The 16466-nt window shown below is 65.3% G+C and carries 15 protein-coding genes; 6 read left to right on the top strand and 9 right to left on the bottom strand.

Annotated features, from left to right (window positions below):
- Positions 1–96 precede the first annotated feature (96 nt).
- The 3 genes from ACQFZP_RS15750 to ACQFZP_RS15740 form a co-directional block, all read right to left on the bottom strand.
- Positions 97–639 carry a hypothetical protein gene (locus ACQFZP_RS15750; protein WP_211891991.1) on the bottom strand — a complete coding sequence of 181 codons (543 nt, stop codon included), beginning with the start codon at positions 637–639 and terminating at the stop codon, positions 97–99.
- The gene (locus ACQFZP_RS15745) at positions 639–2246 is read right to left on the bottom strand and encodes a polysaccharide biosynthesis tyrosine autokinase (RefSeq protein ID WP_211891990.1); all 1608 of its coding nucleotides are present in this window, start codon (positions 2244–2246) and stop codon (positions 639–641) included. The genes ACQFZP_RS15750 and ACQFZP_RS15745 overlap by 1 nt, the downstream gene beginning before the upstream one ends.
- A 156-nt stretch (positions 2247–2402) precedes the next feature.
- Entirely contained in the window at positions 2403–3530 is a 1128-nt protein-coding gene (locus ACQFZP_RS15740) for a glycosyltransferase (protein ID WP_307852920.1), read from the bottom strand.
- 253 nt (positions 3531–3783) lie between these two features.
- Between ACQFZP_RS15740 and ACQFZP_RS15735 the strand changes: the two genes are divergently transcribed.
- The 3 genes from ACQFZP_RS15735 to ACQFZP_RS15725 are packed head-to-tail and all read left to right on the top strand — an operon-like array spanning position 3784 to position 7221.
- Positions 3784–5001: an O-antigen ligase family protein gene (locus ACQFZP_RS15735; protein WP_211891988.1), complete on the top strand. Its 1218-nt coding sequence runs from the start codon at positions 3784–3786 to the stop codon at positions 4999–5001.
- The gene (locus ACQFZP_RS15730) at positions 4929–6107 is read left to right on the top strand and encodes an acyltransferase family protein (protein WP_307852919.1); all 1179 of its coding nucleotides are present in this window, start codon (positions 4929–4931) and stop codon (positions 6105–6107) included. The genes ACQFZP_RS15735 and ACQFZP_RS15730 overlap by 73 nt, the downstream gene beginning before the upstream one ends.
- A gap of 40 nt (positions 6108–6147) precedes the next feature.
- Positions 6148–7221: an acyltransferase family protein gene (locus ACQFZP_RS15725; RefSeq protein WP_211891986.1), complete on the top strand. Its 1074-nt coding sequence runs from the start codon at positions 6148–6150 to the stop codon at positions 7219–7221.
- On the opposite strand, the gene lepB is transcribed toward ACQFZP_RS15725, so the two are convergent.
- Positions 7218–7871, bottom strand: a complete 654-nt coding sequence (lepB, locus tag ACQFZP_RS15720) for a signal peptidase I (RefSeq protein WP_211891985.1) — start codon at positions 7869–7871, stop codon at positions 7218–7220. The two genes, ACQFZP_RS15725 and lepB, sit on opposite strands and share 4 nt — an antisense overlap.
- A 77-nt stretch (positions 7872–7948) precedes the next feature.
- Complete coding sequence (locus ACQFZP_RS15715) at positions 7949–9097, bottom strand: hypothetical protein (RefSeq protein ID WP_211891984.1); 1149 nt, start codon at positions 9095–9097, stop codon at positions 7949–7951.
- A 146-nt stretch (positions 9098–9243) separates the two neighbouring features.
- Here ACQFZP_RS15715 and ACQFZP_RS15710 point away from each other — a divergent pair, with 146 nt between their 5' ends.
- Entirely contained in the window at positions 9244–10233 is a 990-nt protein-coding gene (locus tag ACQFZP_RS15710) for a nucleotidyltransferase family protein (protein WP_211891983.1), read from the top strand.
- 27 nt (positions 10234–10260) lie between these two features.
- Here ACQFZP_RS15710 and ACQFZP_RS15705 read toward each other — a convergent pair whose 3' ends face one another.
- Both ACQFZP_RS15705 and ACQFZP_RS15700 read right to left on the bottom strand, forming a co-directional pair.
- Complete coding sequence (locus ACQFZP_RS15705; RefSeq protein ID WP_211891982.1) at positions 10261–10605, bottom strand: PqqD family protein; 345 nt, start codon at positions 10603–10605, stop codon at positions 10261–10263.
- A gap of 116 nt (positions 10606–10721) precedes the next feature.
- On the bottom strand, positions 10722–12335 hold the full coding sequence (locus ACQFZP_RS15700) for a sugar transferase (RefSeq protein ID WP_307852918.1): 1614 nt from the start codon (positions 12333–12335) through the stop codon (positions 10722–10724).
- A 326-nt stretch (positions 12336–12661) separates the two neighbouring features.
- On the opposite strand from ACQFZP_RS15700, the gene ACQFZP_RS15695 reads away from it, so the two are divergent.
- Together ACQFZP_RS15695 and ACQFZP_RS15690 are read left to right on the top strand one after the other, a co-directional pair.
- The gene (locus ACQFZP_RS15695; protein WP_179556127.1) at positions 12662–13771 is read left to right on the top strand and encodes an LCP family protein; all 1110 of its coding nucleotides are present in this window, start codon (positions 12662–12664) and stop codon (positions 13769–13771) included.
- Between the two features lie 118 nt (positions 13772–13889).
- A complete protein-coding gene (locus ACQFZP_RS15690; protein WP_211891981.1) occupies positions 13890–14375 on the top strand; it encodes a hypothetical protein in 486 nt (161 codons plus the stop codon).
- 235 nt (positions 14376–14610) lie between these two features.
- Here ACQFZP_RS15690 and ACQFZP_RS15685 read toward each other — a convergent pair whose 3' ends face one another.
- Together ACQFZP_RS15685 and ACQFZP_RS15680 are read right to left on the bottom strand one after the other, a co-directional pair.
- The gene (locus tag ACQFZP_RS15685) at positions 14611–15144 is read right to left on the bottom strand and encodes a hypothetical protein (protein WP_211891980.1); all 534 of its coding nucleotides are present in this window, start codon (positions 15142–15144) and stop codon (positions 14611–14613) included.
- Between the two features lie 203 nt (positions 15145–15347).
- Positions 15348–16373, bottom strand: coding sequence for a hypothetical protein (locus tag ACQFZP_RS15680; RefSeq protein ID WP_211891979.1), 1026 nt, complete (start codon positions 16371–16373; stop codon positions 15348–15350).
- Between the last annotated feature and the right edge of the window lie 93 nt (positions 16374–16466).

Genomic DNA, 16466 nt, shown 5'->3' with positions numbered 1-16466 from the left:
AGACCAGACGTGACGCCAGTGCTCCGAGACGCCAGCGCAGGGAGGGCGGGACTTCGGTGATAAAACGCGCGATGTTCACGTCGAGTCCTCGCGAATTCAGGCCGTCGTCAGACGAGGTTGTCGAGGAATCGCATCGACCCCCGGCAGAATGCTATCCAACAGCGAGGCAATGTCCGCTATCGCCTGGTCTGCGACTTCCCTGCCGCGACCATATGGGTCGGAGAAATCGAGGTCGCCCCCTGCGGGTGTCTTAGTGTTGGCGAGGTAGGTGAGCGGTGAAGCACGCCGCGGAATGACCGCCAGCAGACTGGCCGCGCTGCGGATCGTGAAGGTCTTGCGCACGGACTTGGGGTACTCGCTCAGCATCCAAGACCGGTGAGTTCCCTCGAATGCCAGCACGAGGTCAGCAGCCTCCAGCATGGAAGCATCAACCTGGCGGGCGACGTGGAGCGGGGGCTCGATGCCAACGCCCCCGAGCGCCTCTCGAATCGTCGGGTCGATGTCCTCTCCTACGAGAGCATGGACTCCGGCGCTCGAGACAGTCCAGTCATGATCGGCGCCAAGCCGCTGTCGTGCCAGATACTCGGCTGCGGCGGAGCGAGCGATATTGGCATGACACACGAACAGCAGACTTGGCACTAAGCGCCTCGGCGTGAACGACGCGTTGGGGCCTCACTTTGACCCGAAGCCGTCGGCTCTGCGCCTGCGTTCGCGAGGTTCGCGTCCTGCGCGCTGGGGTTGGCTGCGTTCTGAGCTCGCGCTTTCGGTGCTGAACGAGGAGCGAGGCTTGTGGGAGCGGATGGCCCGGGCTGCCCCACAGGAATGGCCTGCTCCTCATGCCCCTTGCCGGACTTGATAACGGGCATGCCTTTCTTGTCCGCAGTCACGTAGTAGCTGCGGTTGCGTCGGTATTCGTAGCCGTCCGCCGAGTCGCGTGGCGGAACCATGTTGAGAACCGTGCCGAGGAGGCGGCCGTGAACCTGCGTGAGCATGTCCCGAGCGGCCGCAACATCCTCCTTGCGCGTCCGGCCCGCTGTTGCGACCAAGACAACGCCGTCCACACGGGTGGAGAGGACAGCCGCGTCGGTAACTGGCAGCAGCGGCGGCGCGTCGATGACGACGATGTAGTCCTGAGAGAGCAGCTGGATAATCGAGCGCATCGCTTCCGATCCCAGCATCTCTGATGGGTTCGGGGGGATGCGGCCGGAAGGAAGAACGTAGAGCCCTGGCGTGCTCGAGGAAGTGAGCGCGTCCTCGAGCGAGACCTGTCCACTCAGCACCTCGCTGAGACCGATCTTTCCGTCGACGCCGAGAACAGTTGCGACCGTCGGGCGGCGCAGGTCGGCATCGATGATGATCGTGGGCGTGTTCGACTGAGCCAGGACTTTCGCGAGCGATGTGGCGATCGTCGACTTTCCCTCGCCAGCATTGGCACTGGTGACGACAAAGGCCCGGATCTCTTCGTCGACGCTCGCGAAGCGCAGGTTCGTGCGGAGACGTCGGAAGGACTCGGCAGCTACGGCGTCAGCGTCGATGGCGCCGCGGTTCTTGCCGATCAGCTGAGGCGACTTCGGGATGCGTCCGAGTGAGCCGACACCCGAGATGTCGGTCATGTCCTTGGAGTCTCGAACCTTGACATCTAACGCGCGCCGAAGGAAGACGAATGCGTACGCCAGTACGAGACCTGCGGCACCTCCGGCGAGGAGGTTGTTGCGCAGATTCGGGCTGACAGGCGATGTCGGCTCGACAGCGTTCTGCAGCGGCACGACGGTGATCGCGGATGCACCTGTGCCTCCGCTGACCTGGTTCTCGATGTCCTGGACGACGTCGGCGACCGCCTGCAGGGCGCCGTTGGCAAGCGCAACCGCGGACGATGGGTTGCTTGCTGTTGCCTGCACCTGGATTAGATTGCTGTTCGGCGCCACTGAGGCGACGAGGCGTCCGTCGAGAGTCTCCCCCGGCGCGAGCCCGGAGTCAGGATTGGCGGCGATCTTGTCGTAGACCGGCTTGCTGTTGACCACGGCGAGGTAGGAGTTGGCTTTCGCAATGGCGGCCTCGGATCCGTTGAGGAATCCTCCCGCCGCGGCATCTGCTCCACCGGCAATCACGAATCCCGCCGAGTCGGCGGCGTACACCTTGGGCTGGATCTGGGTGAATCCGAAAGCGGCGAGCAGGCCAACGGCGATACCGATGCCGAGGAGCTTCCAGTTCCTGCCGGTGAGCCGGAGGAAGTCGAGTACCGTCACAGCGCGTACGCCTCTCTTTGACACAACAGTGCGCGCTCGGGTGAACCTACCCGCGCGCGCGGACAACTTAGAGTAACAACTTCGTCAAGCTGCGCACCATCCGCGGGGCGCAGGTCTGCGCCGGAAGCGACATTTCTCGCCCTGTTGTCGACCAAATCAGCGCCCAGCTGTGCGGCGCGCTTGACCTTCGATTGCAAGGTCGACGAGCTCGTGCAGTCGACCGGCGAAGGAAGCTTCAGAGAAACGACGCGAATGCTGCTTAATCTTCGACACGTCCCAAAGGTCGAACCGAGACGCGGCGATCGCAGCTGATATCGAGTCGCTGTCCGGCGAGTCGAAGAAGCGACCGGTCACGCCTTCGTCGACGGTGTCGAGGTACCCGCCCGCCCTCAAGGCGATACTGGGTTTTCCCCAGGCGGCGGCTTCGATGACCGTCAGGCCGAAATCTTCATGCGACGGCGCCACCAGGGCCCGGCTCCTCGCGTAGAGCCATCTGAGTTCCTCGTCACTGATGCCAGAGACGAGCCGCACATTCGTCGGCAAGTTTTCGGTCAGGGCGGCACGCTCGGGGCCGTCTCCGACGATCACGAGTCGCTCGTTGGGCAACTGAGCGACTGCTTCTATCGCTTTGTCCACGTTCTTATACGGCAGCAGGCGAGAGACCAGGAGCAGATGCCCGCCGACGTCGCCGACGAACTCCTCGAGTGAAGGCACCGCGACGCGGGCACCACTCACGTCCACGCTGTGGGGTGGGTGCAGCAGCTCAGACGTTCGCCCGTAGACCTCGAGGACCCTGTCCCGCACGATCGACGAGTTCGAGAGGTAAGTGTCGACGCGCGCAGACGCGCGCTGGTCCCAGCGTTTGAGATACGGGGTCATCGCGCGCAGGCCGAGGCTCTGTACCGACAGCGGCTTCGCGTCTCCCAGGTATTGGTGGGGGAGGTACAGGTACCGGGCCGGCGAGTGACAGTACGCGATCATCTGTCCGGTCGTACCGAACCCGTGAGCCCACCCTGTTGTGGAGGCGATCACGACGTCGGCGTCAATGTTCATGCTCGAACTCGCGGCAGCGAGCAACGGGAGCGCCTTTCGATGATCACGGCGCAGAGGCGCAATCTCGTTGAGGCGCGATGTCACGATGTCCAGCTCGCGAAACTCCGGAAACGAAGTCGTGGGTTCGAACAACGTCGTGTGTATCTGGGCTTCGGGAAAGGCCCGCTGAATCGCCAGTACGACACGCTCGGCCCCGCCACGCTGCGTGATGTAGTCGTGAGCGATAGCCACGCGAGGTCGCTGAGAAGACTTCAAAGTCACTCGCATACCTCAGTTCTAGCGCGGATTCGGAACCACTCGTGGCACCTCAACGAGAGCATCCCACGTAGCAAAGGTTCCACGAACAGGACACTGCGCAAGCCTTGCAGACTTGGACAACGACACGCCCTGAGGTCTTCGATTGTCCACCAAATCCCCGAACGCGAAGGCCCAGAGTACGCCGACCTGTTGGTTCGCCCTAGCTTGACACCGTACCATCGAACGCGTGACCCGCCCTGAACTTCGCACCGCGACCGTCGCCGAGAAATCCGGCACGATCCGCGCCTCGCTGCTCGACGTCGCCAAGACCCGGATCAGCGACGCAGTCCTCATGGGCCTCTTCATGGTGGTCATGCTGATCCCCGGAACTCCCCTAGGGGTCCACACGGCCGCCATGGCAGCCCTGGTCTTCCTTGCCTCTTTCCGACGACCAACGAGAACTTTCCGGGACGGCCAGTGGTACGTCGGCCTTTGCGCAGCCATTCTGCTGTATTTAGCAATCGGTGCGTTCTTCAGCGGGATCACTTCCGCTGATGTGACTCGCTTCATCAGAATCATTCTCCTGATGACCGTTGGAGGGTTCATCGGCAGCGGCCGAATTGACCTTCGTTCCGGCCTCAGGGGCATCGCCGTGGTGCTAATCGCAAACGTACCGTTGTTCTACGCCGGGCTCCTTCCGGACAACTATGGGGGGCTTCTTACGGGTGTTCTCGGGGACAAGAACGTCGCCGGTCTCACCTACGCCATCTTCACTATCCTCCTCATGCTGCTGACAACTCGGCTGTGGACTCAGGTGCTCGTACTAGCAGGCGGATCTGTGGCAGTGGTCCTCACAGACTCGCGAACGTCAATCGCGGCGTTGGCGGCGGGCGTCCTGTGGCTGGTCGCCGCCCGGTACCTCAATCCCTTCCTGAAAGTCTGTCTCGCTGTTGCGATTTATCTGGCATTCGAGTTCGCAGAAACCAACTTCGCGCAGGTAGGCGGTTATGTCGCCCGCGAGGGGTCGGATGCTCTTCGTGAACGCATCGACGGGGCCTCACTGGAGAAGGTCAACGCCTCACCATGGTTTGGCGCGGGTCTTGGCGAGGCTCAAGTCACGGTGGCTGGCGACAGCTGGTTCTTCCACAACGCGTACTGGGGGCTCCTCGTCGAGGGGGGATACCCGCTGATCATCGGAGTGCTCGCACTCGTCGCATTCGCTGGAATGCAGTTCAACGCGAAGGGGGCAGCCACCCGGGAATCGCGAATCGTTGAAGCGTCGGCGATCGTGCTCCTCTTGTGCTCATTCCGGCTCGGGGAGACCTTCTTCTCCATCCCTGGCTTCATGGTGATCGGAGTAGGACTTGCGGTCTACCTCGAACGTGAGCGAGAGTGGCGGTCCGGTCAAGTTCCGTCTTGGTCGACTGGGCTGGTCCCCCTCCCGGACGAGATGTCCCGGCGTTGAAAGCGCGCGTCCCGCCAGCAGTAGGTACTGGAGATACTGCTAAATCGTTTGGCGGCGTGCCGACGTTTCGATCAGCGCTAGGTCAAAGGGATAACGCACTGAACTTTGTTCGACTCGTCCTCGCGTCGGCGGTCATTTTCGGGCATGCGTGGCCGATCGGAGGATTCAGCTCATCCGCCTTCAGTTGGCTAGGCGAGTGGGCAGTCTGCGGCTTCTTCGCAATCTCTGGCTACCTGATCGCAGGCTCGCGCATGCGCTTACCTCTCGGCACCTTCTTGGTTCATCGAACACTGCGCATCTATCCGGCTTTCTGGGTGTGCCTCGTCGTGGTCGCGCTGGTATTGGCGCCGCTGTCGACTCTGCTGACGAGGGAAAGCTACGTGTTCTCGAGCGGTCTCAGCTACATCTGGAAGAACTTCTCACTGTTCGTGACCCAGTACGGCATCCAAGAGACGCTGATGTCTGTCCCGTTTCCCGGCACGTGGAACGCGCCGCTCTGGACACTCAAATACGAGTTCGCCGCTTACCTCGCAGCTGGCCTCGTGCTCACGGTGCCGTTCGCGCGGCGTAAACCAATAACTACGACCGCGGTTCTCTTGGCAACCGTCACGCTCGGCTACGTCCTCTCCGCAGACTACTTCGGCATCACGACTGATCTCGTTGTGAACGGCAGTCGGCTTGGTACCTTCTTCTTGGCGGGAATGCTGCTGTATTTTCTTGGCGACCGCCTGCGCCTGAACTGGACCGTTTTCCTCACTGCTGTCAGCGTCCTCGCCGGCGCCGTGATCCTCGGCCTCGATTCCTGGCTCGGCCCAGTGCCATTCGCTTTCATCGTGCTCTGGGTGGGCGCGAAACTGCCGGTTCGAATCGGTGCCAGAAACGACATGTCCTACGGGGTGTACATCTGGGCCTGGCCAGTGCAGCAGTATCTCGCCATCATCGACACCTCCGCGATGGGTCCGTGGCTGTCCGGAGCACTCGCGCTCGCGTTGACGTTGCCCCTCGCCTGGTGCTCGTGGAGACTCATTGAGAAACCGTGCATGGGCCTGCGCAAGGTCATGCGCAAGGTCCAGGCGCCCCAAGCACGGCCGTCACCAGTGCCATAGAGAAGCAAGCTATTTCACACTGCTGGTAGCGTTCGCTTCCGTGACCCAGACCTTCCGTGAGGCGCTTTCAACGCGAGACAACGCGCTCAACTTCGTTCGTCTCTTGCTCGCGACGGCAGTCATCGTTGCTCACGCACTTCCCATGAACGGGTTCGGTGACCCACTCACATTGCTGGGCATCTGGGCTGTGAACGGCTTCTTCGCCATCTCCGGCTACCTGATCGCCGGTTCGCGCATGCGTCTCACCATGCGCCCCTTCATGGTCAACCGGGCGCTTCGGATCTTCCCCGCGTTCTGGGTCTGCTTGGTCGCCATCGCCGCCGTGTTCGCGCCAGTTTCAGCACTTCTCAGTGGTTCGAAATACGAGATCACAGATGCCATTCGCTACGTGGCCGTGAACTTCGGTCTCTGGATCCACCAGAAGGGCATCGCGGAGACCATCACGACCCTGCCGATCCCGGACCAATGGAATTCGCCGTTCTGGACGCTGATCTACGAGTTCTGCGCGTACATCTGCGCCGCGTTGCTGCTCAGCCTTGCGATCGCGAAAAAGCGACCGCTCCTCGTGGTCTCCATCGCCTTCGCCGCAGTTCTTGTTCTGCAGCTCGCTTCATACGGCCCACTTGATCTGCTCTACAAGCCGTACCTTCAAGGAGTGCGGTTGGCTGGCTTCTTCCTCGCGGGGATGCTGGTCTACTTCGCGGGAAGTCGTTGGCGGCCGAGCTGGTGGCTCATCGTCGGCAGCGCGCTCCTTCTGGCCCTGATGCTCGTGACCGGCCTGGCGGACACTGCCGGGCAGCTCCCGGCCGCAATCCTCCTCCTCGGATTGGGAGCGCGTCTGCCGGTCCGACTCGGCGCGAAGAACGACATCTCGTACGGCATGTACATCTGGGCCTGGCCGCTGCAGCAGCTTCTCGTGCTCCTGGGCTTGCCTGCGCTAGGCCCGTACGGCGCCATCGCACTGTCTATCGCGGTCACGATTCCAGTTGCCTGGGCCTCGTGGAAGTACATCGAAGAACCAGCGATGCGACTCCGGAAACGACTCGGGACCTCTGCGGGACCCCGCAGACGAGAGAATCCGCCGCGCGTCTCAGATACGTCGAGCGGAGCCTAGACCCCGCCGAACCTCGGTATCGGCCACACGATCGAGAAGACCTCGCCGACGACGTCGTCGTCGCGCACGGTGCGCAGGCAGGATGCGTCCACTCCCCCGCCGCGGCAGGCGGCGAGCGAGTCGGATGAGTTGGTGCGGTTGTCGCCGAGCACCACGATCTGTCCCTCTGGCACCGTGAACTCGTCGAAGCAGCGCAGCGACGCGGGCGACGTGGAGCAGTCGAGGGTGCCCGGCACGAACTCGAAGTCGAGGTCGACGTAGGAGCTCTCGTCGAGCGCGACGCCGTCGACGACGATGCCACCGGTCGCGGGGTCGACCGCCATGGTCTGCCCGCCGGTCGCGATCACGCGCTTCACGAGGATGTGCGAGAAGCCCTGGCCGATGCCGAACACCTCACCCACGACTCGCGCGGCGAACCGCAGCGGGTCGCTCGGCGGCTCGGGCGGCGCCTCATCCCACGTGTCCGACGCCGCAAACACGACGATGTCGCCCGTCACAGGCTCGGCATCGCCGAGGTACGCAAGACGATTGACGAGGATGCGGTCACCCACGGCGAGCGTGTCATCCATCGACGCCGAAGGGATCGCGTAGACCTTCACGAAGAACGCCTGCACAAGCGCGAGCACGACGAACGCCGCAACCAGGTGCAAGAGCGGATGCGACGTGAGTCGTCGAAGCGGCGAACGACGCGGCTGCGGCGCGGCGGTGGTCGCGACCCCCGGGTCGGTCACTTGCTGGCCGTGTTGCCGACGACGGCGGCCTGGACGCGCTCGACCAGGTTCGCCTCGATGAGACCGTCGAGGGCGACCTGCACCAGCTCGCGTGCGTCCGCCACCTCGCCGTACTGCTCGATGAGCTCCGCCGTGAGCTGCGTGAGCGTCGTCCACTCTCCGAGCAGCTCCCAGAGGCCGGGCGCGATACCTGCCAGCTGGCGCACGATGCGAGCCTCGAGCGTGACCGCCTCGTTCGCGAACAGCAGCCAGTGCACGCCGGGTGCCCGACGGTACGAGTCCTCGCCGACCGTGGCCGACGGCGTCGTCGCATCCGGCTCACTGTGGCCGGCCGTCCACGGCTGCACGTCACCGTGCGCGCTCAAGATCTCGGGGACCAGCGCGGCGACCTGCGACGCATCCGAGTACGTGACGCGGCGCACCCCGTTGGTCGCATCGATGAGCTCCGCAAGCTGCACAAGCGGGTCCGGGAGCGCAGGAAGGTAGCTGAGCTCCGGCACCATCCAGCCGATAGCGCTGCCCGTCGCCACCGGCGAGATGAGTGGGCCGTCTTCGAGCTCGTGCTCGTCGACGCGGTGCATCAGCACGATCGCGGCGATCCTGAGCGGTGCATCCGGCAGCGGCCGCAAGCCGAGCTTCGCGGGCGACAGCTGCTCCTTCGGCCGGCTCGGGTCTACGATGACCGAGAGCGGCTTGCGGTACGGCAGCACGTTGCCGTCGAAGTCGATGGCGAGCGTCTCGTCGGTGACGTAGCCGTACTCGCGTCCGAGCGTCTTCGCGAGCGTCGTCTTGCCCCGCCCAGACGGCCCCACGAAGGCGATGACCCGTCCGTCGTCGAGCGCGATGCCCGCCGCGTGGATCATGACGAGGCGCCCGCCGTTGTGCTCGATCGCATCCAACGTCACGGTCGTCGAGATCTGCGACGCCAAGTCGGCGTCAGAACCGCCGACCACATCGCTCACCTCGGGCTCGTCGAGCTGCGTGAGCGCAAGACGATGCGTCTCGTCCGGCTCACCATCCCCGGGCTGACCCGCCACGTCGGCCCACGACTCACGCAGATCGGCCTCGAACTCCGCCGAGATGCTGTCATCGAGGCAGAGTTCGACGTCTACGCCAAGGGGATGCAGGCGCAGTGTTCTCGTCATGCTCGCAACTGTACCAAGCAGACCGGCCCCAGAACGGGCCAGGGTAGCGCTCCCCCGCCCGCGATCAAGTGCACATCCGCTCGCAGACCTCGATATGCTCACCCTTGCGAGTCCTCCAGACCCGCAGCACACAGGTAAGGACTTCAGTGGCACCAGCTGAAGCGTCTTCGGACGCAGCGACCATCGCCTTCTCGGTGAGCGATGGAGTTGCGCTGTCGACGGCCCTCGCACAGCATGTTGCCCGCGAGCAGGGCATCAGGATGCTCGTCATCAAGGGGCCGATCTCCGCCGACCTCGGCCTGCGCACTCGCAGGTACTCCACCGACGTCGACATCATCGTCGAACCCACACGGGCGAAGGACTTCATCGAGGCGCTCGCCGTCTACGGCTGGACGCCACGCCCGTGGCCCGACTTCCCGAAGCTCCTCGAGCAGCACTCGCGCACCCTCATCCACGAGTCCTGGCCCAACGACATCGACGTGCACCACTACTGGCCCGGATTCCTCGGCGACCCGCAGAGCGCCTTCGACCGCCTGTGGCTGCACCGCATACAGGTCAACGTCGCCGGACACCCCATCGATACCCCCGACATCGCCGGCAGCGCCCTCGTACTCGCGCTCCACTCCCTGCGCGAAGAGGGCCAGGTCTCAGACGACTCTCGACAGATGACGGAGTACACGGAACTCGTCGAGGCCCTCAAAAAGATGCAGGGCAGCCACTCCGACTACATCGCCGAGGCGCGCACAACAGCCTCGCTCTCCGAGCAGATCCTCCAGGACGCGGTCGGCACCGACTCTACGCAGACCGCGCGCCGCTTCCTCATCGACCTGGGCCACGACGTGCCGCTCGTGCCGAACTCAGCGGCGAGCGAACCCCTGCGACTCTGGCGCCTCAACGCGAAGGCCGAGCACGCGATGACGGGGTGGATGCTCAAGCTGCAGCGCGCGCCGCTGCTCGAGAAGCCCGGCATCGCCGCGCGCGCCTTCTTCCCCGCACGCGCAGACCTCGAGGCGATCGACCCCGACCTCCGCAACGGCGCCATCAGCCTCCGGCAAGCCTGGTGGAGGCGTGTGAGCCGAGGGCTCCACGGCATCGTTCAGGCTCGCCGCGACCTGCGCGCCTTCGACGAGCGCTGAGACGAGCGCTGACGTTCCGCCGCAGGCTCAGCCAGCGGCCGTCTGGGCGTCTCGCTGCTGCAGCAGGCGCGCATCGAGCAGCTGCGCCACGAACGTCAGCACCTGCTCCCCGATGACCTGCTCGTCCAACTCGTAGTCGTCGGCGAGCTCACGCACGATGAGGCGCAGCGAACGCTGTCCGTCGAGCTCGTCCCAGATGACCGCCGCGGTGCCGCTCAGCACGAGCGGCTTGCAGTCGGTATCCGTCAGCGACAGGACGGTGACATCACCGCTCTCGTCGTCCCTGACCAGCGCAAGCGACTCGACCGGGGCGACGACGGCGTCGAAGAGCTCGCCGCTCACTCCAAGCCGCTCGCCTGTCCCCTGGTCCATCCCGCCAGCCTACTGTTCAGCCGGGATGCTCGGAACGCGTCACGGCCATGCACGAGCAAAGCGGCGGCGATCCACGTCGTGGACCACCGCCGCTCCAGGCAGCTTCGGGAGAACCCCTAGTAGGCGCCCTCGCTCGCGACGACCGCGCGGGCCGTGCGGAACAGGATGACGAAGTCGCCGGCCATCGACCAGTTCTCGACGTAGTAGAGGTCGAGGCGCACGGTCTCTTCCCACGTGAGGTTCGAGCGGCCGCTGACCTGCCACAGGCCGGTGATACCGGGCTTCACCATGAAGCGACGGTGCACGTGGTCCTCGTACTGCTTGACCTCGCGGTCCAGCGGCGGGCGGGGGCCGACGAGCGACATGGAACCGCCGAAGACGTTGAACAGCTGCGGGAGCTCGTCGATCGAGTACCGGCGGATGAACTTGCCGACCTTCGTGATGCGCGGGTCGTCCTTCATCTTGAAGAGGATGTCGTTGCCCGCGTCGCGGCGCTCGCTCTGCAGCTTCTTGAGCACCTCTTCGGCGTCGGCGCGCATGCTGCGGAACTTCCACATCGTGAAGCGCTGGCCACTGTAGCCGACACGCTCCTGCTTGAAGAAGACGCCACCGGGCGACGTGACTGCGACCGCGATCGCCGTCCCGATGAGCAGCGGCGAGAGGACGAGGATGAGAAGACCAGACACGAGGACGTCGAAGGCACGCTTGAGCAGGAGGCCCATGCGCGTGAACTTCGGGGAGTCGACGTGCAGCAGCGGGAGGCCCGCGACCGGGCGCGTGACGATGCGGGGGCCGCCCACATCCAGCAGGCCCGGGGCGACGATGAGGAAGTGGCGGTCCGGGTGCAGGTCCCAGCCCACCTCGCGCAGCCACTGCGTCGAGGTGACGTCGTTGCCGGCGATGACCACGGTGTCGGCGCCGATGGCGTCAAGCGACCCCGCGAGGTCTTCCGGGTTGCCGCCGACTGGCACGTCGGTGCCGGGAAGGAAGTCGGGAGCGTTCGGGTCGAGCTCGCCGCTCTTGCCGTCGATGAGGCAGGCGCCGACGACGTTGTAGCCGGCAGCCTCACGACGCGACAGGTCGCGGTTGAGGTCGAGCACCGAGTAGCGCGAGCCGACGAGCAGCACGCGAGCCTGCAGGTTGCCGCCCTTGCGCTGACGGACGAGCCACTGGCGTCCGATCCAGCGCGAGAGCACGAGCGCGACCGTGCCGACCGGGAACGCGATGAGCACGTATCCGCGGGCGAGCTCGAACGCGGTGAGGTACGCGAAGATCGACACGATTCCCGCGAGCATGAGCGACGCGTTGAAGACACCCCGGTACTCCTCGAAGCCGGAGCCGAGGATGCGGTAGTCGCGGGTGTCGAAGAGGGAGAGCATCCACGCCCAGCCAGCGACGATGACGGCGGACACGAGCCAGTAGGAGACATCGCTGTCGATGGCGGCGTTGCCGCCGGCGGGAACGGCCGCGTTGCCGCCGCCGAGCCAGACGAGCTGGGCGCCCAGCATGACCACGGCGAGGACAGCGAGGTCGGTGATGACCAGCAGGCGGGCGTAGCCCTGACGCCAGTTGGCGCGGCGCTTGAGCGTGCGCTGCACGCGGGCGTTCGGCTCCGCGGCAGTCTGCGCGAAGTGCGGCTCGACCGAGGGCAGTGAAGCGCTGTCGCGAGTGTCGTCGGTCGTCACGACCGGGATCTGCGCGGTAGCGGGCCCTGAGGAGGGAGGCGTCACGTGTGCTCCAATAAGAGATGAGTACTTCTTGGTGCGCACACCGCTTGGGGGCAACGGCTATGCGCTTCGGGTCTCCGCCGCCACTGGCCGCGCTCTGTTCGGGCCTGTGGCTCGTCATAGAGATCCTGGGTGCCAGCTGAGACTATCCCAACGTTCACGCATAACGAAAGGGTTACCCCGGTCTTTTTTGCGCATCGAGGGCGTGTTTTCCTGGCCGAAACATGTTCGGTGTGCATTCACGTCGCAGATGAATCGACATGCGACGCTCACTGAGGCCCGGTGACCTGAATCGTGCTCGAAACGTTGCGCGTGTCATACTCGCCTGCATGGAGCAGACCCCAGGCCAGGCTTCGTCGCGCCCCCGAAGCGATGACGACGCCCTCTCAGATCTCTTCGAGCACGACGCAGCCGGCAGCTCGGACGGCACCCGCAGGGGTGCGCGCGAGGACGGCAAGAAGAAGCGTCGCGGCCCGAAGATCCTGCTGTGGACGCTCGTCGGAATCCTCGTCGCAGCCGTCGCGGGCGCAGGGATCGTCTGGTGGAACGTGCAATCGAGGATCGACGCCATCGAGACGTTCGAGGGCGACCCGGGCGAGTACGAAGGCCGACCGGAGCAGGTCGTGACCGACGCCGGCGAACCGGTCAACATCCTCCTTCTCGGCAGCGACTCGCGGGCACCCGGCAGCCCGTCGATCATGACCGACCTCGGCAGCCGCAGCGACACGATGATGCTCGTGCACATCCCCGCTGACCGCAGCGACGTCCAGATCATGTCGATCATGCGCGACAGCTGGCTCGCGATCCCCGGCCACGGTGAGGCCAAGATCAACGCCGCGCTCTCGTTCGGCGGCGTTCCGCTCGTCGTCCAGACCGTCGAGGGGCTGCTCGGGCAGCGCATCAACCACGTCGCCGTCGTCGACTTCGACGGCTTTGCCGGCATCACCGACGCACTCGGCGGCGTCACAATCAATAACGACGTCGCGTTCAACTCCTCGCACATGAAGGGCAAGACGTTCGAAGCTGGTCCCATCACCCTGACGGGCGAGGAAGCGCTGGCCTTCGTACGAGAGCGTTACGCCTTCACCGACGGCGACTACCAGCGCGTGCGCAACCAGCAGGCATGGCTGAAGGCGGTGCTGGACAAAATGCTCAGCGCTGAGACGCTCACGGATCCGGGCAAGATCAACAACATCATCACGCAGTTCACGCCCTACGTCGGCGTCAGCGACTCCCTTGATCTCACCACCATGGCGAACCTGGGCTTCTCGATGCGCGACATCCGCGGCAGCAACGTCCGGAGCTTCACCCTGCCGACGAACGGCACCGGCATGGTCGGCGACCAGTCCGTCGTCTTCCTGGACACGGTGAGCATCGCCGACCTCAAGCAGCACCTCGCGGCCGACACGGTCAGCGAGTACCAGCCGACGGGGCGCTAGCAACCGGCCCGCCGCCCCAGACGCGAATCGCCCCGCGCATCCACTCGGATGCTCGGGGCGATCTGCGTGCGCCGTGTGGCACCTCCATCGATGATGGTTCTAGTTCGCGCTGCAGAGGATGAGCGTCGAGGACACGAAGGCGGCCGACTTCGCACCGGTGCCGATGTATCCGCTCGGGAGGGACACGACCGCGTTCAAGCTGAAGGCGACGCTGATGGACAGCGTGGTTCGCAGGGCGAGTGTCTCGCCTGCGGCGAGCGGTGCAGTGAGGACTGCTTGCCGCGCGGTGCCACTGAGCGTGGTGATCGAGGCTGTCCCGCCTGACGCGCTGAACGTTCCGATGTTCGCGACCCCGCTTCCGATGATCGTGATGGTCGTGTCAACCGGCAGGGGAACAGCCGAGGACGCGGTCAGGGTGAAACCAGGGTTGATAAGGCCGAGAGTTCCGCACGTTCCGCGGTTCACATACGCGCCCACGTCGATGTCGGCTGTCGTCGATGCGGACGCGAGCGGCGCCGCAACGGCAGCCGCTATCGCAGGCACCGCCCACGCGGTGTTCCGAATCATCGAACGGCGATCGGTCGACTTCTCGAGTGGCCCCTGACGGGAGGCGGAAGAGTTGTGCACGGCAGGCCTTTGCTCGAGGGAGGAGATGGAGCAGGAGGTGGTGCATACGTCGTGAAAACTCGACGCACAGGTGTTCTCACAGTAGATGGCCCGGCGCGAAGCAACAAGGTTCGCGACAGACCTGCTGCTGGGATGCGCGCGGCATCCGCGTCGGTGGGCGCCGTTCGAGACGGCTCCACGGGGTCAGGGCGTAGAACCCGCCAGCAGCCGGGTCAGCTCGCCGAGCAGAGGATCTGCTGCGAATTGACGTTGCCAGCTGGCTTGGCACCGCCGCCCTCCACGTACCCGTCGGGCAGGATGACGAACGCGGTGAGGGTGAAGGCGCTGGAAATCGACAGCGAGGTGCGAACTGCGATGGACTCGTCTGCTGGGAGTTCGGACGTCAAGGTCACGCGCCTCAGCACGGTCCCGATGTTCTCGACGTCGGCAGTCGCTTGGCCGGTGACACGAACGAGGCCGAGGGAGGCGACCCCGCTGCCGGTGATGAGTATCGTCGTTCCGACGGGCAAGGCGACACCTGGGTCCGCGGCCAGCAGGAACCCCGGTCCGATCAGTCCCTGCACACCGCAGTTGCCGACGAGCCGGAAGGCCCCGGCGCTGATACCGGTGGGCGTCGATGCCGAGGCGAGCGGTGCAGCGGCCGCGGTGGCGAGAATGGGGACGGTCCAAGCCGCGGCGCTCAGCATCGCGCGGCGGTCCGGACCAGAGGTCTCAGATGCGGTCTGGGGCGTCACGGAATGCGGCACGGGAAAGCCTTTGCTCGGCGAGGGGATGGAGCAGGAAGGTGGTGCCTGCGCGTCGAGGGGGCCAGCGCACGGGCGGAACGCCTTGATCATATTCGGCACTGAGGCGGAGTGGGAGCCGACCTTCAGCTACGCACTGCCCGCGACCAATGCCTGAGGGGGCATCCGCGGTCGCGGACACCCCCCCTCGAAGCTCAGAGCACGGATCAGGTAGTGGACCAGGTGACCTGGACGCGGCCGACGTGACCTGCAGGTCCGACGGGAAGAATCCCGCTCGTGCTGGTGGTCGTCACGACGACTCCGGGACCAGCGGTGTAGTTCGAGCCGCCGCCACCACCACCGGGAGCGTCGATCACGTTGTTGCCGTCCGTGCGACGGATGCTCGCGCCGGATGACCCGCCCGCGTACCCGCCGCCGCCAGCTCCGGTCGAGCCGCCGCCGACTGCAACACCGATCGCGCCGTTTCCACCGCCGTTGGCACCGGTGAGATGGTTGCCTCCGGCGACCCCTGCCGTGCGCACGATTGTCGCGCCGGTCGGGTTGGTCGCGGGGAAGCTCGCGGTTGCCACCGGGGCCACGCCGCCCGTCGCGCCGGAGGCAGCGAGGCCTGGAGCACCGACGTACACCTGACCGCCGGTGGTGACCGTGAGCTGGCGTGTCATGCCGTTCGCCGCACCGGCCCCTGAGCCGGTCGACGGCATCTGCGTGAACGGAGCGTAGCGTTCGGTCGTCGTTGTGGTGCCCTGCGTCGTATTGACCACCGAACGCGCACCTCCGCCGCCAGCGACGACCGCGAGGGTGCTGTCGATGGAGATGGAGGATCCCCCGCCGCCGCCGTATGTGGGACCGTTGCCACCGTTGCCGTATCCGAGCCCGCCAACACCGGTCGCGCTCGCGCCGGCACCCACGATGATGTTGATGTTGCGACTCGTGGCGCTGGCGGGGAGAGTGATCGTCCCTGAGAGCAGGGCCCCCTGGTGCGCGGGCGCGGGCGATGTTGCCGTGGCTCCGCCGCCACCTCCGATGACCGTGAAGGTGATCCGACGGACTTGCCCGGTCACTCGAATCGCGACAGCACCGGCCGTCGTGATGTTGCGTGTTCCTCCGGAGCTCGATGCAACGGCGAAGGGCGTCGCGGCTGCGACTGCGATGACAGGGGCGGCCCAGGCAGCGCTCTTCAGCATTCTGCGGCGGTTGAGATCGTTGGAACGCGCGGGGGACGTATCTGACAAAGGGGAATCCATTCGTGGTGAACCGGCAGGCAACCGAGAGGGGCGCCAGGCGGGGGGCCAGACATGCGCAGAGACTGCTGGGCGGCCAGGTCG

The organism is Pseudoclavibacter sp. Marseille-Q434, assembly GCF_050315415.1.
Classification (GTDB): Bacteria; Actinomycetota; Actinomycetes; order Actinomycetales; family Microbacteriaceae; genus Pseudoclavibacter.
Note: the sequence above shows the minus strand (reverse complement) of the source record. Positions and strands in the feature narration are given on the sequence as shown.

What these genes read in the sequence shown, in the direction of transcription:
- ACQFZP_RS15715 (WP_211891984.1), bottom strand. Translation starts at nt 9,097, where the DNA reads ATGACGAGAACACTGCGCCTGCATCCCCTTGGCGTAGACGTCGAACTC.
- ACQFZP_RS15705 (WP_211891982.1), bottom strand. Translation starts at nt 10,605, where the DNA reads ATGGACCAGGGGACAGGCGAGCGGCTTGGAGTGAGCGGCGAGCTCTTC.
- ACQFZP_RS15695 (WP_179556127.1), top strand. Translation starts at nt 12,662, where the DNA reads ATGGAGCAGACCCCAGGCCAGGCTTCGTCGCGCCCCCGAAGCGATGAC.
- ACQFZP_RS15690 (WP_211891981.1), top strand. Translation starts at nt 13,890, where the DNA reads ATGAGCGTCGAGGACACGAAGGCGGCCGACTTCGCACCGGTGCCGATG.